This window comes from Methanohalobium evestigatum Z-7303 (assembly GCF_000196655.1).
GTDB classification, from domain to species: Archaea; Halobacteriota; Methanosarcinia; order Methanosarcinales; family Methanosarcinaceae; genus Methanohalobium; species Methanohalobium evestigatum.
Window position 1 is genome coordinate 161,029 of sequence record NC_014253.1, and the last position, 24,733, is coordinate 185,761.

Genomic DNA, 24,733 nt, shown 5'->3' on the forward strand with positions numbered 1-24,733 from the left:
ATGAAACAGGACGAATATCCAACAGTAATATCGCCGAAGCAATATTATGCCAGATATGTGTCCTGCCGTGGTCTTATTATATTCGCATTGCCGCCGAAGCAACAATACGCCTATAACAGTGTCCACGCTTTGGGGCTAGAGCTCAACACCCAGAGACCTGCAGCCCTGTGAATACTAGTGACAGGCGATTCCTGACTGGGCAACAGGCATGAAGCATTTCATAGCCAGTCTTCACGGTTGAAGACATATTATAATATGTTAAATGTTATATATAAATCTTTTTTAATATATTTTTAATGTTTAAAATTTTTGAGGTTTTCGCTCAATTTTTACAGAATATAATATCAAATACTGTCAATATTAATTTTTTACATTAATTAATAATGAAGAAGAGTGTAATTTGCTTATCTAGTTAATACACCCACCAACTTTGGAAATTTTGTTTAGTATATTGGTTAATATATAGAAAAGGTTATATCAATGTTAAAGTAACAACAATAATAATTATTGTAAAACTGGAAAAAATAATAATTTTTAGGTGTTTACTATATTTTTTAACCACTATATATGAGTAAGCTGTACTCAAAACACAATCATTTAACAATTCACTGTTTCTAATTGATAGCTTTTGTATATAATCAGGGTATTTGAGCTTAGTTTTTAGATTTACAATGACTTCTGGATTTTTTTTAATTCCATATAAAAAAACCATACAATCAATTGATAATTTAAAAATACAGGAGTTAAAAATATGTATAGAAAAGAAAAAATAAAAACACTGATTGTTGAACCTCTTACAGAAGAAATTTTAGATGAGAGTTTTGACCAAATATCTACAAGTGATTCATTGAAACAGTTGAGTAAATTTGAAACGGAAGCATTAGAATGTCTATTGGTAAAATATGACCAAGAGCCTGATAAAAGAGATAAAATTATAGAAGCACTGAATAGTGGTTTCAATAATACAGCTTCCGATTTTATTGTCAGTAAAATATTGGAAATTGACCCAGATACAGATAATAATTCTATAGAACACCAGCAAAATCTTGAAATCCTTCAGAATTTATCGGAAATATCTGTTACAAACGCTATTATTAAAGCTATATACCATAATCATTATAAATTTGAAAACAATAACAGAGCAAATGACTTGATAGATCTACTGACTGATAGAAGTTTTTTAACGGTATCATTACTCATCGATTTCATTTACAACAATAGTAAATACCTTGATTTATTAATAATAGATAAGTTTACAATGATATTTCACAGTGTCGGTTCATTGTCAGTAAGGTCTCTCTTACATTCTTTAGATGATTATGACTGGTCTGAAAGGTGTCTAGAATACATCAAAGGCATAATTGTCGATTTTGGAGATGAATCAGTTATACCACTATTGACTTACATGAAAACATGTAGTTACGAAAACAAACTGATTGCAGCAGAGATAATGGATATGATAGGACACGTAAGTGCAATGCGAATTGTTGAAGCCCTAAACGATACAGAACCAACTATGAAGCTGCCTCATTTCCATAAACTGCAAGACCTTAAGAGTCATGAATTAGAAAAAGTGGTTTACAACCTCTATGAAGCTATGTACTATCATGTCGATTTCACGGAATATCAAGACCAGGGAGGAGATATAATTGCTACAAAACTAGGTAAAGAAAGAATTATCATACAGGTAAAAAGTCACAAAAACAACAAGGATGGGAATAGGATATCAAATTTCGCGGTGCAGCAAGTTAAAACGGCTCAAAATGTATATTTTGCAACTAAGTGTGTTGTAGTAGCGAATAATTATTTTTCACCTGCAGCTGTTGAATTAGCAAGAGCAAATAATGTTGAATTGATAGATATCGATTCACTGCAAGCATTAGTTGATAATTATTTATAAATCGTTCAGTGCTACAAATCGATGTACAAAAAACCATACAAAAAATACAATCAACTATATGTTGGTTGTACTAAAGAGCGAGTTGGGGAGACAAGGATAAGTAAGTGGGGTTATAGAGGACCATGAAAGAATGGGGGAGTAACCTGGTCCTCTATTTTTTTAGATGAAATTCTACATTATTTAGAAGTTGAAATTCTAATGTTGTTGCATTTGATATCAAACTTCATTCAAACGGCCAAGGTTAATTTTAACGTCGTTGTAAGTTTTGTTAAATTTTGCAGGCTTTTTTGGATATAACTCAGTATTTAATATCTACTAATATTAACAACTAATAAATGAAGTTTTACAATTGTTATATTTGAACAATTTAACTGTGATTAACTATTATAGGGAATAAAAAAGTAAATAATCTGGGATATTTCAAAAGCGTTGACAATTTAAAATACCTAACTAAATAGGTATATAAAGTCACCAACGACACACAAAAAATCTCTATAGTAAAAAGGTTAGGTTGTGGAGGATATCAGAATTAGAGAGCTTAATTTTAGAACTTTACTCAGTGTTTTTTGTGAATCTAGCCAAATTTTATAGTGGCACATCACACTTCAATTGACGGATAAAGACGTTTCAATTTAACTCTTGCATCAGATGTAGTAAATTGCCAATTGATTTTGCAGTATTTCTCATTTCTATATGATTCCCATGCTCTGATTTCGTTAATGAAACCTGTATATCGCCAATTCTTCGATTTAAACATTGTTTGTTCAACACGTTCAACTCGATTTCAGCCATATTTAACCAGCTTCCGTGCTTAGGGGTAAAAACCAATTCGAATCTATCAAGGAGTTGTTTTGCTTTCTCGGGATGGAAAGCCTCATAAAAAGAGCCAGGTGTATGAGTATTGTAATTATCCATGATCAATGTGATCCGTTTAGCAGAATTATATTTTGTTGCGATTTTTTCAATAAATTGAACCCAATCTTTCTTGGTTTTTCGTTTTGTTATTTGCACGATCCTTTCTCCAGTTAGTGGTTCGCAAGCCATGAATATATTGCAACTACACTTTCGTCGGTATTCATAATCATATTTTTCAGGCTTACCAGCTGAGGCCTGTATCTTATTCCGTGTTTCAGAGATCAGTTGTTTAGGCGATTCATCCATACAAACCACGGGGAACAACTCAGAATAACTACGCTTATAAACATCTAATACCATTTCCATCTGTGCGACAAACGAACTGTTTTGTTCCGGAGGTATAACCCAACCTACTTTTTTCCAGGGTTTAAGTTCGTTTTTTTTAAAACTCTCTTTATCGATTCATATGAAATACTATCTATGTATTCTAATTCTACCACTTTGTCAGCTAATAATCGCAATGAACATTGACTATGACCTTGTGATGGGTCGGAACAACTCAGAGCAATGATATGTGCTTCCATGTCACCATCAATTTTCTTTTCATAGGTTCGCTCATATTCCTTACCATTTAAAGCCATATCGAGCCCGTCTTCAACAAACCTCTTTTTCACACGGTCAATTTTCCTCATACCGATATTAAGCACACTGGAAACGACTTCGTTCGTATGCTTTTGTTTCTGATACTCCCCTTCATCACAGTTTAGTAAAATCAATGCATTCTGGTACTTCTGAGATTTATGTTTCCCCTTTGAAACAATGGCTTCTAATTCTTTCCTTTCTTCTTTGGAAAGTGTGATAATGAATTTCTTTGCATATACATATATTGTATGTTATATGTAATAAAGATTACATCTTTTTTACTGTGACTTTACACTAGTTTTGAGATTTTTATATCTCAGCAAATTTTTTAATATCAAGGTTTTGTGGTCATTTTGCATTTGTGAGAGTTTTTAAATAGAATACAGGTTTGGGCTTTGTAGAAATGCTTGATATTCGAATGTTCATCTAAATCTACAATATATTTAAATGTGGTTTCGAATATTGATATTATTTGTAAATTTTGCCGATTGGTGCCGAATTCAGTAGGTTTTCTACAGAGCCCAGGTTTGGACATCCACGAAAAATTCCAATCAAATCTGTATGTGACAGTATCAAGTGCTATATGTCTGAGTTTTCATACCAATATCATTATGGATTTTAAAACATTAATAACAAATGAAACTAATAAGACGTGTATATACAATCTTGGTTGAACAAAAACCTAGATAGAATTGAAAGTTTTCAATCAGCTCCTATAACCTGTAATTCTATTTCCGTTAAAATCAGACCTAGTAGGGATTGAAAGTCAGTTATGAAAACCATATCAGCTTTTTTTAGGGTTTTTCCTGGTACAAAGATAAAAAGTTTTATAATGTAAGAATATTATCTATATATGAAAAATAATAATTTGGTGGTATATTAGAAATGGAATATTTTGACGAATTAGACAAAAATCTAAATGATAGTATAGGATCTGACGACTTGAAAAATACGATTGATAGTTACCCATGTTCACTTTATAATAAGCTATTAAACACTTCAAAATACTACTTTTACAATCTGTTTACTCAATGGATGAAAGATTTAGAAGAATCAGGATTCTGGGATGAATCTAAAGGTTCCATTAATGGACATAAAATAAGATACAATTTAGCTAATAAAGCCTTTGATGCTGGCACTAAAACTTTCAGTTCTCGTGGATTGTATGTGTGGGGTGTAGGTGAGAAACCAAGATACGTTGGTAAAACTGACAAAACATTAAGGAAAAGGTTTAAAAGCCGTTATTTATGGGGAGATGGAGTTCCTAAACAATGTGAATTATTTAGATTAATTTTGAATAAATATACTAATAAAGATGTTAAAAAGAAATACGACATTTTCAGAGACAAGTCAAAAAATAAAGAAATCATAGATGACGAATTATCAACTCTTAAAAACGATCTTGAAATCACCAGTGTAAATTCTTTTTCACGTCTGGTTGGAGCCTTGGATTTTGCAACCTACGCAGATAAAGAAGATGATTTATGGTTTGCAGTATTACCAATCGAAGAGAAAAATAAAGATTATCTGGATGTAATGGAAACTTTCATGATATTAGCTGCTAATGAATACAATTATGAAAATGGATATCCATATTTACTCAATAGAGATAAAGTAGTAAAATAATATGGGCATTATCCATCAATTAATCAAAACGACGATTTCCAGGATAATATGAATCAACCTCTGCATATACTGCTAGGACCAATGCCAACTGTATTTTGTTGATAGGAAGATGCAGGAGCAGAATGTATGATTATAAGTGGAGTATCTTTTGAATGAAACCGGAAGAAAATAATCTTTCTTATTATAATATGGTACTTGAATATCAAGAAAAGGAAAGAAAGAGACTACATGATATAATCGAGAATAAAAAACTTACTAGAAATACAGCAGACAGTTTACATGAACTTGTTGATGAATTCCTAACTAAAAATTATCGTGGGATATCTCAAAATGAAAGATGGAAACTGCATTATAGTTTAAAGGAAAGAATATCCTATAAAAAAGTATTCTCTCCTGTTAGTAAAATTGAAGAATCTGAATTCGATGACATAACAGAACAATTAGAGATTTGTTTTAATACTTTCCTCGATCAATCAGTAGAAAAACAGAAAAAAGATAGCTTGTTTGATGAAATAAAATTTTATTTACGTGACTTTAATTTTCTAAACTTCAATTTTCTAAAAAAATAACAGCCTATAAGCTTTGCATTCATTACTTTAACCGGTGTATATTGTTTAATGGGAGATGTAGGAGAAGAGAATTTTAACGAGATATTAAAACGTTGTAAACTATATCTCCTATTATATCAATCTCATTTATTTAATTATTAATCTGAGATTTTAGCCATCCATCTGCAGTTTTTTCATCTTGTTCAATAGCAATTTCCACTGATCTTTTGGCACAGTTTAACATTTTTTTAGCTTGCTTATGTGAATTTAACGATTTAATTATTTTTTGTTGAATTTTTAAACGTTTTTCTTCTGGTAAAATTGGTATTAATACATTTTTTACTTGTTTTGGTCTCCAATGAATAATAACTGAACCACCCACATCACGGTTAATTTGTTCTTTTAAAATTATAGAATTAAGGACCAATGTTAAATACTCATTATTAATTTCTTTATGTTTATTCTTTGACCCTATAGTTATGTTCTTTAGTCTAAGAACACCTTCAGAAACAATCATTTTTTTTGGTTGTTCAGTTAAATAATGAGCTATTCCAGGTGTTGCATCTTTAGTAAAAAGGATTTCATCTTTTTGTGGTTGACAATGCTTAATATCAGAATATAAACTTTCTGATATATATTTTTCTTCTTTGATTTCAAATGGACTTATATCACTAACACGTACAAAGGGTATTCCCTCATCAAGGTATTCATTTCTCCCAACTTCTAAACCTTTTTCTAGTGTAACCACATTACCTAGAATATCCCAACCACCTTTATAGTTTTTAATAGCATTAACAATTTCCTCATATTTAGGTTGATAATATTCCGCATCAATACGTTCAGACTTTATGGTGTCAGAAAAGTTCTTGACAAAGGTTAATTTATGTTTTGGTTTCCATTTATCTAAACCTAGTTCTTCTAGAAGATTTTTTTTGCATTCCTTGAATACTTTCTTAGAATACTTTGAATATTCAATATACAAATTTATAGCCTTGGCAACATTTTTTTGGAAATTATGTGAAAAAATAGGTACTAAAACACTTCTAGTTGATTCCTTGTCTATACTTAAAGGTACTGCACCTGTGACTCTTTGCATAAGTTGATTCTGACCATATTTACCTGCAAGGTAAGAGTACAGGTAATAATTATTTATTTTTTCATTTGTACGAATCATAAATTGATTCATACCTAAGGATTGTTTTTTTTCGATTGGTGGTATAAGGTAGGCTTTCCCAGCATTACCTATCTTATTTATAATTATTTCGCCACCATATACTTTTGTTTTTTCTAAAAATTCATAGGCATGCTTGTTAATATATATTATATCGTTTTCAAAATCATCTTTCTCTATATCAACTGTTCTAATCATGTGAGCATAATCTGGTTCTGACTTTAACTCAACATTTTTTCTCAGTGTTTTATAACTCCCATTAGCGTGATAATCAGTTAAAACTTTGATTAAATCTCGAAGTTCTTTGTAATTATTACTTTTGATTAAACGTTCAGTAGATAAAAATTCGGGGTGAAAGTACTCAGCGTCAAACCTAAAATGTTTGGAAGAACTTTTAACATTTAAGAAAGATATGATTGATTTTTGCACTTAATCCCCCTCCCAAAAAGATAGTCTTTCATCTTTTGCCCAGCTTATAAATTCCTCAGCAATACCATCTGGCAATTCGCCACCATGATTGTGCAAGTCATGATTAACAATCAAATGTCCATTTTTGTCTAATTTATATTGACCATTTTCATCATGTACATATAGATAGTCTCCAGAATTATCTTTACCTGTTTTTTCAGAAACAGCAAAAAATATTGGATAATCTTCAACAACAGGACAAAGTTCATTATCCCACTTTTGAACGAATAATATACTTGTTTTAGTACCAGCATGAGGTTTGAATGTATTTTGATCTAAACTTACAACAGCCAAAATGCGTGCGTGTTCAGAAATGAATTCACGGATACGCTCATCTGAACTGTTATTTAAGCGACCTTGTGGTAAAACGATAGCCATACGTCCACCTGATTTTAGGAAATCAAGGTTTCTCTCTATAAAAAGAATATCTCTTCCAATTTTACTATATGCTTTTCCATTATTTTTGAATCCAAGTTCATATTTATGAATGATCCGAGATTCTTTGATATCACCAGCAAAAGGAGGATTTGCCATCAAAACATCAAAATCAAAGTCTTTGTTACTGTTTCTACTTTCTCTTAACTTTTCTAATCTATTGTAACCAGATCCATATGTTTGTGACCAATTGTGGTTATTCACATATTCGTTCCAACGCTCATAGTCAAGCGAATTTAAATGTAGTACATTTGTTTCCCCATCTCCAGCAATCAAGTTCAATGTTCTGGCTACTCTTACTGTTTTTTCATCAAAATCAATTCCAAAAACTTTCAATATATCTTCTTGGTCTTCATCCGAAATTTCGGTATTTTCAAAAAGGTGACCTGTAAGATGGAAAATTGTATGTACAGGAAAACCACAACTACCAGCTGCTGGGTCAATCATATACTCTCCCCTTTTTGGATTCAGCATTTTGACACACATATCAATAACATGTCGGGGAGTAAAATACTGTCCTTTTTCACCTTTTGCACTTTTATTAACAAGATATTCAAAAGCTTCATCAATCACAAGCAAATTGGAATTGAATAATTTAACATCCTGCAAACTGGAAATACAAACCGATAGATGGCTACTACTTAATTCGAATCTTGAACTATCCTGGAATATACCACGCCATTTTTCTTTAGCACTGTCAAACAAAGATTGTATTTTATTATATAATTCAATTTCTGTTTGTCCTGTATTACGAAATTCCATTACACGACAATTCCGATCATTGAAATTTTCGAGAGTTTGTTTAACTAGTTCATAATTTGCCCTTTCTTCATCATTAAGTTCATTATCAAGGAAACCTTCAATTCTATTTTTGTCATGTTGACTTAAAGTTTCATCATAAAGCTTGGTAAATATAAGTTTAAAAACTTCTTCGAAAACATCAACACCAGCGTTTGCCAGAACTTCATCTTCCATGTCTAGAATAATATCTTTTAAAGATTTACGTTCATTAGCAATTTTATCATTGATTATAAGGTCTTTTAATGTGAATCTTTCTCTGGTTATATCTCCAAGGGTCTGATTAACGTTTGGAATGTCGGTAATATCTATAAAATAATTTGGTTCTTTACGGTGGTAATGAGATATCTGTTCTCCATTTGTCCATATACCAATAGGTGCACCAGTAGCATTACAATAAGAACGTAGTTGGTCTTTTCCATCTTTAAGTTTAGGTTTTTTTAATTCAACAATAATGTAAGGTGTTTCTGGACTGTCCCTATCAAAAATAACAATGTCAGAATTTTTTGTTTCTCGACCAAAACTTACTGGATATTCAAAAGCAAAACGATTTTTGGGATATTCATATTTGTCCATCAACCTTTTAGCATAAAGTTGACGTACAATTTCTTCTGGTTTTAGTTGGATTTCCCTATCTCGTATAATACAAGTGATATATGGTTTTTCATTGCCATTGACTACCTTAGTATAAATTCTACCTTTTAAGTCGTTAACTTCTTCTTCTTCAAATAATGATAAACTATAATTACTGTCATTAAGTATAGTCTGTATAATATCTTCGTGATTCATTTGGACCCCTGATTGATTTGTTAATACCAAATCTAAATAATAATCATAAATTTATAGTAGCTACTTTGATATTTATTCAACTAAATTAATATTTCTATATTAACATAATTATGAATGTAGTAAACAAATTGGTTTTTCTATTTGAAATCTAATTCTTTTATTTACTGTCCTGATAGATGTCATCTGTACTTTGTTGAAGAGGAGAAGCAAAAACAGAAACAGAAGATGTAAATACATAAATCGTTTTTGGGGAGTAGTTGATTATGGTTAAAATAATTCAAAATTACTTATATTCTATTCTTTGGAAAATTGGATCTATGATAAGCAGGAAAATTTTGCAACGACAAGTTAATAATAAGTTAGAGATAAAAATTGACCCATACAAATCCACTGAAATACAGATCTTAAGAAAGCAAAATCTAACTTTTTTACAAATGAACCTGCCAAGTAACATAAATTATCAGTCCTAAGCAGCAGATTTTCTGGTTATTTCATGATTGGATAAATGCCATTAATAAATAAAGTAATAATTTGGCTCTGTAGAAATCCTCAAATAAACAATAATTTTAACCTTGACAAATCTGTCAAGGTTGTATACAACAACCTTTAAAATTATCTCTTTAACTTGGTTTCGGTATATTCTTGCTCTGATTTCTTCACCATATTTGCGTTTTAGTACAGAATTAGAAGTCTCAGACATGCTCCTTTTACGATGCAAAGCCACATCAAAATCCTCAATCATTAACCTTCGGTATCGACCCTTGATCCTCTTGCGTTTTCTATCCTTTACAGGAATTATAGCAATGGAACCCAGTTCATCTCTTACCAGTTTATGGATATCTTCCGAGTCATAGGCTTTATCCATGACATAGAATTCCGATTTCCGGATTCTATGACATTGTTTCAACAATGTCACTGCATGTTTAGTATCATGTACTGGTCTACCAGAGACCTTGACACCGATAATAACCAAATTACTGGTATCCACAGCGATACTAGTTTTCAGGAATGAATGTCGTTTCTTATCGGTTCTTAACGAGTAATAGTAACTGCAGTGTCCACTCGTGAACCCCGTAGAATCCACGGCAGTGACCTCGATTCTTTCACCATGAGAATAAAAGAGTTTGATTGTTTGATGTAACAGTCTGTTGAGGAGGATAGTTCTAATTCTGGTCACGAATTTATGGAGGGTTGTGAAATGGGGTATCTGTTTGAGACCGAGTTTAGTCTGGACTTTGTCCATCAACTCTACAAGTTCAACGATATCCCTGTAATCCTCGTTGAGGTATTCTTTGAGCAGCACCAGCGCCAACAACTGGTGCTGTGTATAGGTTCTCTTGGAATACTTGCAGCTGTAGATTTCAAGTCTTGAGTTGCCCGATACAGCTAAAGCTGTATCGATAAAGTTTAAGTACTTATTAGATGAAATATTACCTGTGTGCTTATTGCACAAACACATCGGCCCCCTTGTTATTTTAGTGGTAAATAATAACTCAGGGGGTCATCCCTTTAAAACTCTTACATCACAGTAGTAAATCAAATCAAAAATCAGATTTTCTACAGAGCCAAATTAGCCTTATTATTTATGTATTATGTATTCGTGTTTAATTTGAGATTTCGGAATCCATACTGATTTTAAAACATAATCAAGTATTAAATAATCGCCATCAACTTCATTAAGTACAACTGATTTATTACTTAATACTATATTATTTTCTTTCAAATATTCATGTAGTATATAGAAATAAATCTCATATTCAGATGTCTTTTCGACTGATATCTGTTTGTAATAGTCACTATTTTGCAATCCCCTTCCTCCTGTACAAGCAAATTACACAAAAAGTTATTTGACACAAAAGGTAGTTCCAAAGGGTTGCAAAAAAAAAGAGTTAATGGTCAGTGACCTGCACTATCTTTGAAGCTTACTATATAATATAGAAACTACTGATACGTTCGCTTTTTGCTAAGAAAAAATTAATTTCTAAATATACTATAATATATGGTAGTGATATCTTATATATTTTTTGCAAAGATTGATATTGTTCAGTTAATGGAACACATTAATTTATTTTCAATTTGAATCATTTTAGATATGACGATTTAGAGTTAGATATCAAGTCAAAGTTAGGTTTTCTACAGAGCCAATAATTTGATTTTACAATTCATCTTTTTGATGTTCTCGCTTTACTACCATCATAAGTATAATTAATCCAATGATAATTAAATTACCTAATGTGCTAATCCAGTATGCAGTTGTTGTGTCCATGGAAGAGTAAAGGGGCGATAATTGAAAATTTTTTACAGCAATATCTGTGAGAAATAAATATCCAAATAACCCTACTACACATTAAAAAGAAAAAATGAGATAATTCCATAGGTGAAAAATATATAAAATCCTAATCATTCAATATAACTCCACGATGTAAATATCGATATCCATGATTTAGTATTTATAGTCTATGGGATTTAACAATATGTGATATTGCAGCTATTCTATAGTTCATGTATTTACTTATGTTGTTTTTAGTAAAATCTTTGATAAATTTAGATCTCATCTGATATCCCCATTTTTTATAATGTTCACAAGGTTATATTAACTGATTACTGATGTTCTATGATTATAATTTTGTTTAATGTCAGACAAAACCAATATAAAATTATTCTCTTTTTGAATATTAGTAAAAATAGCTATTAATAGAAAAGTAGACAATATTAAATGTATAAATTTCTACTGATTTAAAAAATTACTTGTTTAAATATTTAATAGTAGAAAAGTAAATAATATTAAAATATATACTGATGTCATTCTGAAATTATTTTGAAAATTTAATTTCCACTTTCTTTGTGTTAAATTTTCATGGTGCATTTGTTGACACCTTTAAAATGTTGCCATTTGCTTTTATAAATACGAAATAATGGATTAATTATCCATTATTGTCAGTATCTTTTCCCTTTTTTCAGGATTAGTGTAAAAAGTTGCATCCTCATGACTCCTTTACACTATCTCTTTTATCTTGCTTTATATAACCATCAAAAACTAATGAATTAATAGCTTTTTTTACATCATCAATAGATCCTGAAGTTTCTACATTAATATCTTTCAAACTTAATCTATGGAGATGATTTCTTAATATTCAAGTATTCCTTTATTAGTTTCTGTGGGGTGGTCAAAGTCACGTTTATTAGAATAAATTATTTCTCCGTCTTTAAAGACAATCAGTTCACCAGGTTCAAAACTTTCCCAATATTCATTGGTAAGTCTTTTTGTTGCTACAACGTAACCTGTTTGGTCGTCATATTTTTCCTCATCAAGTTTGATTTTTAACTCTTCATCACTTAAATTAGCTTTATCATATGGTGGCTTTCTGTGAAGGTAATAAAGGTTATTATGGTGCCCATTATTATCTTGATAACAAAACAAATATTCAGAATCTGAAAATATACAATTTAATTTTCCGTTTTCGTTAACCTCATTAAGTTTGTTTGAAAGCCACTCAAAGTTCTCCTTACCGTTTCCAGAATCCCACTGAGTTATACCATTTTCCTCTATACAACCTAAAATATGGCAAAAAATATTTTCTGAATCTGTTACACCCATAGGTATAAATCTGCCCTTGTTGAAATCATCCTTGTTATTATTAAATGTACCATTATGAGCAAATATATATTCACAACCATTTAATTCTCTTGAAAAAGGATGTGTATTTTTGTGACCAAAATTTTTTTTAGAGCTTTTTCTAACGTGCGATATAATTAGTTTAGACTCTAATTTTTGATAATCTGTTAAAAAACTGGAAAGATTGCTTTTCTTTGAGTTTATAGGTTCTTTAATAATCTGAGCAGATTTTTCTGATTTATTTTTATTATTTGCAACTGGATAATAAGCAATCCCCCAGCCATCAGGATTTTGTTCACCTTTACTACGAAAACCTGTGAAAGAAATACTTGGTTTTATACTTATGTTAAATGATAATCCTAACAATTCACACATTTTTTTACTCTCCAGCGATTTTTTCAATGGTACATTGATTTCCCTCATCAAACTGAAGCATGAAGTGCTTCAGTTTGGGGAGGGTAGTTGACCTATTATTTAATCTTACATGGGGCACCTATTTTTAGCATTCTACAATATTCAAATATAGTTTCTCTTTATAGGGTTGGTATAAAATGTTGCTTTTTCATGATTACAGCTTACCCTGTCTCTCCTATCTTGTCTTATATAACCATCAAAGAGTAGAGAATTAATAGCTCGTTTTACTTCATGGATAGAACCTGAAGATAATTGACTAATGTGATTCAAACTTACTCTATGTGAGTGACTTCTCAATACTGCAAGGATTTCCCTTTCAATACTTATTGGATTTTTATTTGGATGCTCAATATAACATTTATTTGAATAGATTAAAGACCCATTCTTAAATACAAGAAGTTCACCAGGCTCGAAATCTATCCAGTTCTCATCAGTAAGCTTTTTTGTTGCTATAACGTAACCTGTTTGATTGTCATCTTTTTCTTCATCAAGGTCAATTTCTAAATCATTATCACTTAACCGAATAGTACCGTTTGGTGGTTTTCTATTTATATAACAGAGTTTATTGAATAGGTTATTATCTTGATAACAAAACAAATATTCAGAATCTGAAAATATACAATTTAATTTTCCGTTTTCGTTAATCTCATTAAGTTTGTTTGAAAGCCATTCGAAGCTCTCAAAGTCCCATTGAGCTATACCATGTTCCTCTATACAATTTAAAAGATAGCAAAAAATATTCTCTGAATCAGTACTTCCAATAGGTGTAAATTTACCTGTACTGGATAATCTTTTGTTCTGAATGGTTCCATTATGAGCGAAAACATATTCTTTACCGTACAATTCCCTTGAAAAAGGGTGTGTGTTTGTATGATTTTTTTTTCCTTTGGTACTTTTCCTCAAATGAGAAATTATCAATTTTGATTCTATTTTTTGGTGATTAATTAAAAATCTGGAAAGTTTGCTATTTTCTGGTTTAATAGGTTCTTTAATAATCTGGGCAGATTTTTCTGATTTATATTTATTTGGCACATATTTACCTGATGATTTATTTTTAGTATATGCAACTGGATAATAAGCAATCCCCCAACCATCAGGATTTTGTTCACCTTTACTACGAAAACCTGTGAAAGAAATACTTGGTTTTATACTTATGTTAAATGATAATCCTAACAATTCGCACATTTTTCTAATTCTCCAGTGTTAATTTTTATAAATCCATATTCTCAGTGTTTTCAAGTTTTTCACCGTCGGCTTTTACTGCTTTTAAATACAATTTCCCCTGCGCTTGATCGTATACGTGTTTTGGGGTTATCATATGGGTATATATAAGGAACATCATCATTATGGTCTACAAACACATAATACCATCTTCCATTTTCAGATTTGAAATGGAAAACTGGAAATCCATCGTAGAATACATTTGATATAGATGATTCTAGTGCACATCCTTTACAGCAATTAATTGGTTTAGCATCAGCTTCTTTAGATGGTACTATTACAGTTTCTTTTTCATGGCCGCATATTTCGCATTCCATTGGTATCCTACTCCATATATAAAACATCTATTTTTATAATTGACTACTGTTTATTAATAATAGAGTTCTATTATTTAGAATATTGGATTATAATATTATTTATAGTTTATGGTGATAAAAACTCCATTATTCAGTTTAAAAAATTAATAAGTGATTGTCCCTTATTTAGGATATGAAGATTGATTTAGAAAAAAATTATCCGATTCATCATCTCAGAATTAAAAAAGGTGTATGGCTTTGAGCCACTCAATCATCATATCCTTTATCTAAATTCAACGCACTATATGTATCATGTATATTGTTTATTAACTCGTTTTTATCATTCTGAATCTCTCTTAGCCTAGATAATGCATCGTTTGGATTGATGACATCACTTTCTATTGGTTCTGGTAAAATATAGGAAGAAACATCAAGAGAAAAATTATGTTTCTCGATTTTTTCTATAGGGACAACCGAAGAAAAATTATCTTCATCTTTAAAAGACTGGTAGGTGCTTACAATATTATCAATATGTTTATATTTAATAACGTTCCTTGTCACTTCTGTTTTTCTTGGCCTATATTCCCTAGAGGCATCTATAAATAACACTTGGTTCCTACGTTCTTCTCTTTTATTTTTATTAATAATCAACAAAGAATAAGAGGTAGCAGTAGAACGTAAAACTTTAGGAGGCAATGATATCACAGATTCTATTAAATCGTCTCTTTTAAGCATCAATTGTTTGATTTTCGTCTCTTTCTCATTTGTTCTAGAAAGACTATTGTTTGGAACAAGTACCCCCATCATACCGTCTTTTTTCAGTGATGCTACCATATGTTCAATATAGGCATAATCTCCTTTTTTCTGCGGAGGTACGCCATATGAGAATCTTCTATATGGGTCATATTTTGCAAATTCATATCCCCAATCTTTTATTATAGGATAAGAACCCAACACTCTATCAAATTTTCTAACTCCATCTCCATCTTCAGTTAAGAATTGAGGGTTAAAAATCAGATTTCCAGATTTTACTTGTGCCTTAAAAAAGTCATTGAAATACAAGTTTAACATGGTTGTTAGACGATACTCTTTGTTAGGAGATTGACCATATAGATATGGTTCATCAAATTCTCCTGTACACTCCTTTATGTAATTTCCCGATCTAACAAGAAAAGTCCCCAAAGTGCAAAATGGTTCATAAACTGTCATATCCTTATCTATATTTAATAATTTAACAACAAGGTACGCTAGCTTACGAGGAGTGAAAACGTCAAACAATCTTTCAAAATCATAATTTGGTTCCAGATTTTCATTGTATAACTCTATTGATGACAGTGAATCAATAATAGATTTCCAAATCTCATTTTTATGATGAACATTACCTAATTCATTTGATTCAAAATCTAAGCTGTCGAAAACACCTTTTATTTCAGGATTTTTCATTTCAAGTTCTTCGAAAGCATTATTCAGTAAATTTCCAATATCATTATATGATGATTTTATATTTGTCCAATATGCAGAAGCAGGTAATACAATATGTTTTACTCCATGTTCATATTGTTCTGAAAGTTTTTTCAATAACATTAAACTTAAAACATGATTTATCGGATTACTAATAGGAAGATATTCAGTTTTCAGTCCTAACTTATTGTGTAAGTTTTTGCCAAACTTTTTATTTAAATTTTTTTCGAAATTGTTAGTGAAATCTTCTTCCATTTAGTACCCTCTGAAATACTTAAAAGCTACTGATTTCTTCATTTTCTCTGTAAATTCTTTTTCTTCTCTTAAACGTAACTTATAATCTTGTATTGCTTCAAGATATTTGTCGAATTTATTTTGGTCATCTAAATTTGGCACTGGTATATCTAACTCCTTCAACTCCTTTATAGGTATTGATTTTATTTTTGTACCTTTTGAAATTCGTTCTAAAGATATTTGTCCTTGAGGGCTATTAAAGTATTCAGATAGCACCCTTGGTAATATTTTATTATTAACTCTTAAAGCAACAAGATTTAGGCTAATAACATAACCTTTATTTTCTATACCAGAAGGAGCCACAGCAGATTTAAAATCTGACCCCCTTATAGGTATTATTACATCTCCCTTTTTTGGTTTTGGTTTTTCAAAATCTGATTTTTTCACATTGCATTCTTCGGTAGATTTAAGGTCAACAATGCCATCTTCTAAGTTTTTTATATTAACCATAAAAACATTTATTTTTTCAGTATCATTAGAATTATCTTCACGAGTTTTTGCTATGCCTCTTATTAATTTATTTGATTCCAACAAATTTTTTAGTTTTATTGTTTCTGTAATATCTGAACACCTCAAATAATGGTTCTAAATATTATCAAAATAATAATTAATTATTAATATATCTTAATAAACTTCTATTATAAATTATGTTTATTTAAAAATAATGGTTCGTTTGACTTAATGAATCAGTCCTTTATAACCAAGAAAATAATTTCGATTTTATACATTTTGATAAAATTTTAATCAAGAATAAATTAGTGTTTCCAACCTTAGTTATTCAAATATGAGGTTCAAACAATTTGTTATCTTTCCTTTATTAAAAAGATAAAGTAGTTGATCAGTGCTTATATAGAAGCACGGTAAAGTTGTCTTTCGAACTCATAAAGGCTTTTTCAGAAATTTCTGCAACGACTTCACGTGGATTATTTCCAAAGATATTATCTTTGATTGAGCTAATGATATCTTCTTTGTATATATAATCATGAATCCCATCACTGGTAAGTATTATCGAATCACCCGAAATTAAATCGACTTTATAGGTGTCTACAGTGAAATTGCCCGTAATAGAACAGGTTAACATATTGTTTAAAGGATGGTTCTTAACATCATCTTTATTGATGATGCCTTCATCAAATAGATATTGGGGGTATGTATGTTCTTTTGTTTTCAATTTTACATTCCCACCCTTATCGATGACGAATGCTTTACTGTCACCAGTATTTGCGATTACTGCTATATCATCTTTTATTACTGAAGAGACTAAGGTAGTATCCATACCAACTTTCTCGCCAACTGATTCTTTATTTATAACTTCTCTGACTTTTTGATGGGCCACTTTAAGAAAATTGATAACATCTTCAGTTTCCATTTCACCTACTGGATAACTATACATCATGTTAGTTATTTCATGTACAGCCAGATTTGAAGCAACTTCTCCCGCATTGTTACCACCTACACCATCTGCAACGGCTAACAAAAAGGGTTCATTGTAATCAAAGTGCACAATGGTATAGTTGTCTTCATTGTGTTGCCGGTTCTAGCCTTTATCACTATAACCTGCACCTTTTGAAAACGTTAATAATTTCTTTGCATCTATCATTTTATTGATTCACAAACCTGTTTTATGGGTTCCCATGCTCTTCTTGTCTGGAGGTATATTCAAAACATCAGAACCATAGAAAGCCTTGAATGGACTGCTGAATAGTTTCAATACCTTTATTTACTGTTTCCATACTCCCCTTTTCCGAGGTTCTGTTTCAACTGACCATGGTCACCACTCTCAGAATCACCTTTATTTATCCTTTGACCAGGGTTGATACAGATTTCCATGAAGTCATCTTCAAACTGCTCTTCCCATTCAGCCAAAATCTTATCTGTTTCTTTAAATTTTTCTAAATTAGTCATTGGACTCACCTTTACTCTTAATCATTTTGTAAGGTTCTCCTTTTTAACATTTGTATCATAGATATATCCCTCATCAACATAATAAAGTAAATCAAACTGGTTGATATTGGCCTATCTCTATTGCATTCACAAAAATGTCCAGTGGGACATATCTTCTTCCTTCACCATCATCCAAAAACCTATTCAAGTTTCTCTTCACTGTTTCTTTAAGTAGTATATAGGTTGCTCTCAACTCAGCGTCATATGCCCAAATCATTATACTCATTTATAAGCCTTATACATTTATCTTTACTCTTCAGAGTTCCATAAATGATGATATTTCATTTGCTTCCTCATTTAAGTAACCACTACTACTGCCATTATAATCTGGCAATTCTCATTTATATTATCATTATTAACATAATTGAACTCATTGGCTTTTTCACCAAGCATCTTATAAAGTCCACCTTTACTACTACCATGAGCATCACAAAACAGTATCAGTTTTGGCTTCTCATTATCATCCTAGGATAACAACATACAAACCATGGAGAGTTTTGTCTGTGGATTTTAAAAACAAAACGAATTTGTATTTTTTTTATGTTACATGAAACATGAAAAATTAACAATTCTCATAATTTAAGAATTTGTAACTTTTTTTATTAATTATAGATATGTATTAAATATTATATCATTGGAAATTTGTCTCGCTGTTCTCAATTTCAACTGTAAATGACGAAAAACCACTTATTGTGATGAAATGTAGGGTAACAATATCCAAAATAACAAGAATTAGATTTGATTTTGGGATAAAAATATGATTTTTTCACAGTTTAAAGAATTAATGTAATTAGTACTTTTTAGGAAAAAATATTATTATAAATAGTACAATCATTAATCAGGACTTTGGATGGAAACCGGAAAACTTGAGCTGCCAGAATACGTTATACAATTTTATCTGGATACAGGAATAGAAAAACTATATCCACCACAGGCAGAAGCTGTAGAAAAAGGACTCTTGGATAACAAAAATTTACTTGCAGCTATACCTACAGCATCAGGCAAGACTCTGATATCAGAATTAGCCATGTTGAAATCAATATCTAATGGTGGTAAATGTTTATATATTGTCCCATTGCGGGCATTAGCATCTGAAAAATTTGAAAGGTTTAAACAATTCTCATCTATAGGAGTAAATATAGGTATATCTACTGGTGACTTTGATTCCACTGATGAGTGGCTGGGTTCAAACGATATAATCGTTGCTACTTCTGAAAAAGCTGATTCGCTTTTAAGAAACGAAACGTCGTGGATGAAGGATATAACAACAATTGTGGTAGATGAGATACACCTTCTTGACTCTGCGGACAGGGGTCCAACTCTTGAGATAACTATCGCAAAACTCCTGCGCCTTAATCCAAATTCACAGATAATAGGACTGTCAGCAACGATAGGGAATGCAGAAGAAATTGCAGGATGGCTTGATGCTGAACTTGTCCAGAGCCAATGGCGCCCTATCGAACTATATGAAGGTGTATTCCTCGAGGATAACATCAATTTCAAACAATCACAAAAACCAATTAAAAATATTGTTAAAGATACAGCAGTAAATCTTGTACTTGATACTATTGATGAGAACGGACAGTGCCTTGTTTTTGAAAGTAGCAGACGTAACTGTGCAGGATTTGCAAAAAAAGCAAAATCAAAGGTTGGGAAATCACTTGATAAAGGTCTCCTTGCCGAACTGAATAATATTGCAGAAGAAGTGCTTGAAACCAGCGATACAGAAACTACAAAAGAACTTGCAAGTTGTATTAAAAGGGGTACAGCATTTCATCATGCAGGTTTAAATTCAGCACAAAGAAAAATAGTAGAGGACAATTTCAGAAATAACAAAATAAAGGTCATTTCCAGTACACCGACACTTGCTGCAGGTTTGAATTTGCCTGCAAGGCGGGTAATAGTAAGAAACTACAAACGTTATGACCCAAATTTTGGGATGCAGCCCATACCAGTCTTGGATTATAAACAGATGGCAGGAAGAGCTGGCAGACCCAGTCTTGATCCTTATGGAGAATCAGTTCTTATATCACATACTTATAATGAATTTACAGACCTTCTGGACCGATATATCGATGCTGAACCAGAAGATATATTATCTAAATTAGGAACTGAAAATGCACTTCGAACCCATGTTCTTTCTACCATAGTTAATGGGTTTGCTACTACACGACAGGGCATGGTGGATTTTATGGGTTCGAGTTTTTTTGCATATCAGCAGCAAAAATGGAGTTTAATCGATGTAGTTGATGATTGTATCGAATTTCTGCAGGATAATGAAATGATAAAGGATGATGGAGAACGCCTTTATGCAACACGGTTGGGGCAGGTTATCTCCACATTATACATAGACCCATTATCTGGTGCAATTATTATTGATAAACTTAAAAAAGCAGATAAAGTTACCGATATGACAATGCTGCATATAATCTGCAGTACTCCTGATATGCGTCAATTATACCTGCGGTCAAAAGAATATGAAAAAATTAACGAGTATGTGATGACTCATTCGGATGAATTTGTGGAAGTACCCAATCCATTCAAATCGATAGAATATGAATGGTTCCTTGGTGAGGTAAAAACTGCATTATTAATCAATGAATGGATTGATGAAAAAACTCTGGATGATATTACTGCTGAATTTGGTGTAGGAGAGGGGGATATCAACGCACTTTCTGATATATCCGAATGGCTCATGCATTCAGCAGTAAATCTTGCAAACCTTACAGATTTGGATGCGGATAAAGCACAGGAACTTGAGAAACGTATACACCATGGTGTAAATAAAGACCTTATACAACTGGTTTCTATAAGTAATATCGGAAGAGTGCGTGCACGTAAACTATACGAAGCAGGAATTCAGTCAGTATCTGATATTAAAAATACGAAGTTACATATTCTTTCAAATTATCTTGGTAGAAAAACCGCATATAAAGTACTTGAGCAGTTAGGTGTGGAACCAGAAGATAACCAGCAAATAGATGAAGAACCTGAATCTATAAAATCCTATTCTGGTAATGACCAAGGTCAAAAAACATTCAATGATTTCTAAATTAATAAAGGGGCGATGGTAATGCTTTATAAACACCTAAAAGATGTAACAGATGATGAAAAAAAGAAAATATTCTCCCGTGGAGGGGAGCTTGCAAATGTTGAGGATAAAGTTTCAGTTATTCTGGATGAAATTCATAACCATGGGGATGAAGCACTTAAAAAATACACAAAACAATTTGATAATGCAGAGATTGAAAACATAGAAGTAAGCCGGCAGGAAATCGATGAAGCCTTCTATAATGTGGATGAAGCCTTTATTAAACATCTTGAAACTGCTGCTTATAATATCAGAAAATATCATGAATCGCAATTACCCGCTCAAAAATGGATGTCAGAAACATTACCGGGAATTGAACTGGGACAAAAAGTAACCCCTCTCAAAAATATAGGAGCCTATGTGCCGGGAGGTAGTGCGTCTTATCCATCCACTGCATTAATGACAGTAATACCTGCAAAAGTTGCAGGCGTGGAAAATGTTTCTGTGTGTACACCACCAAGGTATGATGGAACAGTTCATCCTATAACACTGGCATCAGCAAGAATAGCAGGTGCAGACCATATCTATAGACTCGGAGGAGTGCAGGCTATTGGTGCACTGGCTTATGGGACGTCAAGTGTTAAAAAAGTCGATAAAATTGTAGGTCCGGGTAATGTTTTTGTAACTACTGCCAAAATGCAGGTCAGAAACAGAGTAGAAATTGATTTTCCTGCAGGTCCAAGTGAAGTGTTAATTATAGCTGATGAATCTGCAGATGCCAAAATGGCTGCATCGGATATTGTTGCACAATTAGAACACGACCCTAATGCAGTATCAATTTTGATTACAACTTCCAAATCACTTGCAGAAAAAGTAAACCAAGAAGTTTTGTATCAGGCTAAATCTACTCCAAGAAATGATATAGTTAAAAAATCCCTTAAAAATGTAGTGATACTAATAGCGGATACTGTAGATTCCTGTATAGAGTTCTCTGATGAATTTGCTCCTGAACACCTTGAAATCATGGTTTATGATGATGAATACGTACTTAACAGAATTGAAAACGCAGGTTCGATATTTGTAGGAAATTATAGTCCTGTAGCCGCCGGTGATTATGCTTCCGGTACGAACCATGTATTACCAACTTCCGGATATGCAAAAATCTATTCAGGACTCAATGTCAATCATTTTATAAAATATTCAAGTATACAAAAAATCAGCAAAGAGGGATTGGAGAATATTAAAGATACCATCATTTCTATATCCGAAGAAGAAGGGTTATATGCCCATTCCGACTCGGTAAAGACCAGATTTGATGAGTGACTTACAATATTTTTATAGTTTTTCATCGACAATTATTTAAAAGGTAATAACATATAATTGTTTAATAAGTTATTTTTTTGTACGAAAATTACAGGTGGGGTAGTATATGAAAATAAGAGTAGTTAGTTCAAGGGATGAAATTCCCAAAATAGATTCAAATGAAAATGTAATCCATTTTGCTTTCAGACCTTCCAATAAAGATATATTCAGTCTGGTTAAAAGATGTCCCAATGTAGAGGTAATCCAGATACCAAGTTCTTACAGGAGCACACTTTCCAAATCAATTGAAATGTTTCTTGATATGCAAAACATAAAACTTATAGAGGGGGATGTTTGGGGTCACAGAAAGGATATAAATGAATATTACAGCATACCTCCAGCAGTAGTAGACAAAATAAAAGAGCTAAAATCCGAAGGCAAATCTAATGAAGATATCGCTGATAAACTATCACGTGAAGGTAAAATGAACAAGGAAATGTTGAAATACGTATTAAGTAAAGAACAACTGAATCAATAAATGGGTATAGGATTATAAACATTTTTATTTTTTATTTTACTGAATTGTATTTACTGTGTTCAATACAATCTTCAAGTGCGGCATTCCTGAAACGTTTATTTAGATTTGGTATGGCTGATAAAGCGCGTTTCCAGTCAGGTAGCAATACTTCAGAGGTATCTTTGAAATAATCATTTTTCGACTGCTGTATAATTTTTGCAAAAGTATCCACATATATTTCTTCTTGGTGACGGTTGTATTTTAAGTCATTAAATATAGCATCTGCATGATACTGCCTTATTAAGTCTTGGGAAAATCGTTTGTATCTCACACTTATACTGTGTAAAAATGGTACTGATATTTGTATATTTGTATTTTCACCAAGCAGACGAATAAATGTTGTAAATATGTCATTTACCATTTTGGACAACCCTTCACTTACATCAGAACCCATTGACTGATGTTTATGGTTGTAGAATCCGAGGTCTACTTGGGATATGCGTTTCATTGCGGTGTTCCTGTAAACTTCTCCAAGTAGTCCGAGTTCCAGTCCCCAGTCACTCGGAATCCTTATATTCATTGCAAGGTCTCGAGTCATTGCAAATTCTCCTGATAGTGGATATCTAAATGACTGGAGGTAATTCAGGAGGCTTGATGATCTGTCTATGTCTTTGATGACTGTTTCTATCAGTGGTTCAACAAATAACCGATGTACACGCCCAAACATCTGACTGCTTTCAGTGTCAATTCTTGAATAATATCCCTTGTTGTAGAAAAAATCAAGTTCTGGTTCGATGATGGGGTATAAAAGTTTGGCTGGTAAATATTTATCATAGGTTTTTATATCCGCATCGTGGAAAGCGATGGCATACCCATACAAACTTGCCACACCAATAGCTATCCAGACATCTTTGCCTTTACCAGAAAAAGATGTGATATCAAGTTCTTTTTCTTTCATGTCTTCTAATATATTCTGTATTCTTGGACCGTTACACCACACAACTATGTGAGGTATTTCCAGCTGTCCGAAAAAGTCCAGAACTTCTCTGTATTGGGCTGAGTTTTCAGCTGAAAGTGCAATTGTAATCTGTTTTAGGTAACTGCTTTTATTTAGCTGGTCAACGATAAGTTGTAGTGAATCGCTTTTGATTTCATCATAAAGCATTGGTATAATGACCACACCGGGTCTAACAAGCGATAATCTATTTATGCGTTCGGTAACATTTTGTCCGTTTATGCTGTAATCATGGATAGTTGTAATCCTTTCCTGAGAAAAATCCATTAATCAACCCCACAACTAAAACCCGTATTAATGATTATAAGTATATCAGTTACTTTTTAAGTAATTATCTACGTTTAACAAATCATATTTATATAAATACAATTAGGTTTATCCAGAATAAAT

18 protein-coding genes and 2 pseudogenes are annotated in these 24,733 nt (G+C 31.8%); 6 read left to right on the plus strand and 14 right to left on the minus strand.

All coding sequences use genetic code 11. The annotated features are described in order from the left end of the window. The first annotated feature begins 751 nt into the window (after positions 1-751). Positions 752-1,900 (plus strand): restriction endonuclease, encoded by a 1,149-nt coding sequence (locus METEV_RS00795; RefSeq protein ID WP_013193656.1) that lies wholly within the window; start codon positions 752-754, stop codon positions 1,898-1,900. A 598-nt stretch (positions 1,901-2,498) separates the two neighbouring features. Here the strand turns inward: METEV_RS00795 and METEV_RS12175 are convergent. After that, positions 2,499-3,642: pseudogene (locus METEV_RS12175) on the minus strand (IS630 family transposase). A 640-nt stretch (positions 3,643-4,282) separates the two neighbouring features. Here METEV_RS12175 and METEV_RS00810 point away from each other — a divergent pair. Both METEV_RS00810 and METEV_RS00815 read left to right on the plus strand, forming a co-directional pair. Next, a complete protein-coding gene (locus METEV_RS00810; protein ID WP_013193659.1) occupies positions 4,283-5,023 on the plus strand; it encodes a hypothetical protein in 741 nt (246 codons plus the stop codon). Between the two features lie 152 nt (positions 5,024-5,175). Then, a complete protein-coding gene (locus METEV_RS00815; RefSeq protein WP_013193660.1) occupies positions 5,176-5,592 on the plus strand; it encodes a hypothetical protein in 417 nt (138 codons plus the stop codon). A 130-nt stretch (positions 5,593-5,722) separates the two neighbouring features. Here the strand turns inward: METEV_RS00815 and METEV_RS00820 are convergent, their stop codons facing one another. The 12 genes and pseudogenes from METEV_RS00820 to METEV_RS12180 form a co-directional block, all read right to left on the minus strand. Further along, entirely contained in the window at positions 5,723-7,171 is a 1,449-nt protein-coding gene (locus tag METEV_RS00820) for a restriction endonuclease subunit S domain-containing protein (RefSeq protein WP_013193661.1), read from the minus strand. After that, the gene (locus METEV_RS00825; RefSeq protein WP_013193662.1) at positions 7,172-9,232 is read right to left on the minus strand and encodes an N-6 DNA methylase; all 2,061 of its coding nucleotides are present in this window, start codon (positions 9,230-9,232) and stop codon (positions 7,172-7,174) included. Positions 9,233-9,743: 511 nt separating this feature from the next. Continuing rightward, positions 9,744-10,691 carry an IS5-like element ISMev1 family transposase gene (locus tag METEV_RS00835; protein WP_013193664.1) on the minus strand — a complete coding sequence of 316 codons (948 nt, stop codon included), beginning with the start codon at positions 10,689-10,691 and terminating at the stop codon, positions 9,744-9,746. Positions 10,692-10,811: 120 nt separating this feature from the next. Further along, entirely contained in the window at positions 10,812-11,039 is a 228-nt protein-coding gene (locus METEV_RS00840) for a hypothetical protein (RefSeq protein ID WP_013193665.1), read from the minus strand. Positions 11,040-12,359: 1,320 nt separating this feature from the next. After that, positions 12,360-13,250, minus strand: a complete 891-nt coding sequence (locus METEV_RS00845; RefSeq protein WP_198008148.1) for a class II glutamine amidotransferase — start codon at positions 13,248-13,250, stop codon at positions 12,360-12,362. Positions 13,251-13,364: 114 nt separating this feature from the next. After that, positions 13,365-14,447, minus strand: a complete 1,083-nt coding sequence (locus METEV_RS00850; RefSeq protein WP_013193668.1) for a class II glutamine amidotransferase — start codon at positions 14,445-14,447, stop codon at positions 13,365-13,367. Positions 14,448-14,506: 59 nt separating this feature from the next. After that, positions 14,507-14,800 (minus strand): hypothetical protein, encoded by a 294-nt coding sequence (locus METEV_RS00855; protein ID WP_013193669.1) that lies wholly within the window; start codon positions 14,798-14,800, stop codon positions 14,507-14,509. Positions 14,801-15,046: 246 nt separating this feature from the next. Then, complete coding sequence (locus METEV_RS00860) at positions 15,047-16,495, minus strand: N-6 DNA methylase (RefSeq protein ID WP_013193670.1); 1,449 nt, start codon at positions 16,493-16,495, stop codon at positions 15,047-15,049. After that, positions 16,496-17,110: a restriction endonuclease subunit S gene (locus METEV_RS00865; RefSeq protein ID WP_013193671.1), complete on the minus strand. Its 615-nt coding sequence runs from the start codon at positions 17,108-17,110 to the stop codon at positions 16,496-16,498. A gap of 262 nt (positions 17,111-17,372) precedes the next feature. Further along, a pseudogene (locus METEV_RS00870) lies at positions 17,373-18,056 on the minus strand (PP2C family protein-serine/threonine phosphatase); the annotation flags it as partial. A 194-nt stretch (positions 18,057-18,250) separates the two neighbouring features. Continuing rightward, positions 18,251-18,439, minus strand: a complete 189-nt coding sequence (locus METEV_RS00875; RefSeq protein ID WP_013193673.1) for a hypothetical protein — start codon at positions 18,437-18,439, stop codon at positions 18,251-18,253. A 91-nt stretch (positions 18,440-18,530) separates the two neighbouring features. Then, a complete protein-coding gene (locus METEV_RS12180) occupies positions 18,531-18,704 on the minus strand; it encodes a hypothetical protein (RefSeq protein WP_013193674.1) in 174 nt (57 codons plus the stop codon). Between the two features lie 624 nt (positions 18,705-19,328). On the opposite strand from METEV_RS12180, the gene METEV_RS00880 reads away from it, so the two are divergent. From METEV_RS00880 to METEV_RS00890, 3 genes are all read left to right on the plus strand, one after another. Further along, on the plus strand, positions 19,329-21,530 hold the full coding sequence (locus tag METEV_RS00880) for an ATP-dependent DNA helicase (RefSeq protein ID WP_013193676.1): 2,202 nt from the start codon (positions 19,329-19,331) through the stop codon (positions 21,528-21,530). A gap of 21 nt (positions 21,531-21,551) precedes the next feature. Further along, positions 21,552-22,832 (plus strand): histidinol dehydrogenase, encoded by a 1,281-nt coding sequence (gene hisD, locus METEV_RS00885; protein WP_013193677.1) that lies wholly within the window; start codon positions 21,552-21,554, stop codon positions 22,830-22,832. Between the two features lie 106 nt (positions 22,833-22,938). Continuing rightward, complete coding sequence (locus METEV_RS00890) at positions 22,939-23,349, plus strand: DUF1699 family protein (protein ID WP_013193678.1); 411 nt, start codon at positions 22,939-22,941, stop codon at positions 23,347-23,349. Positions 23,350-23,380: 31 nt separating this feature from the next. Here METEV_RS00890 and gpgS read toward each other — a convergent pair whose 3' ends face one another. After that, on the minus strand, positions 23,381-24,610 hold the full coding sequence (gpgS, locus tag METEV_RS00895) for a glucosyl-3-phosphoglycerate synthase (RefSeq protein WP_013193679.1): 1,230 nt from the start codon (positions 24,608-24,610) through the stop codon (positions 23,381-23,383). Positions 24,611-24,733: the final 123 nt, after the last annotated feature.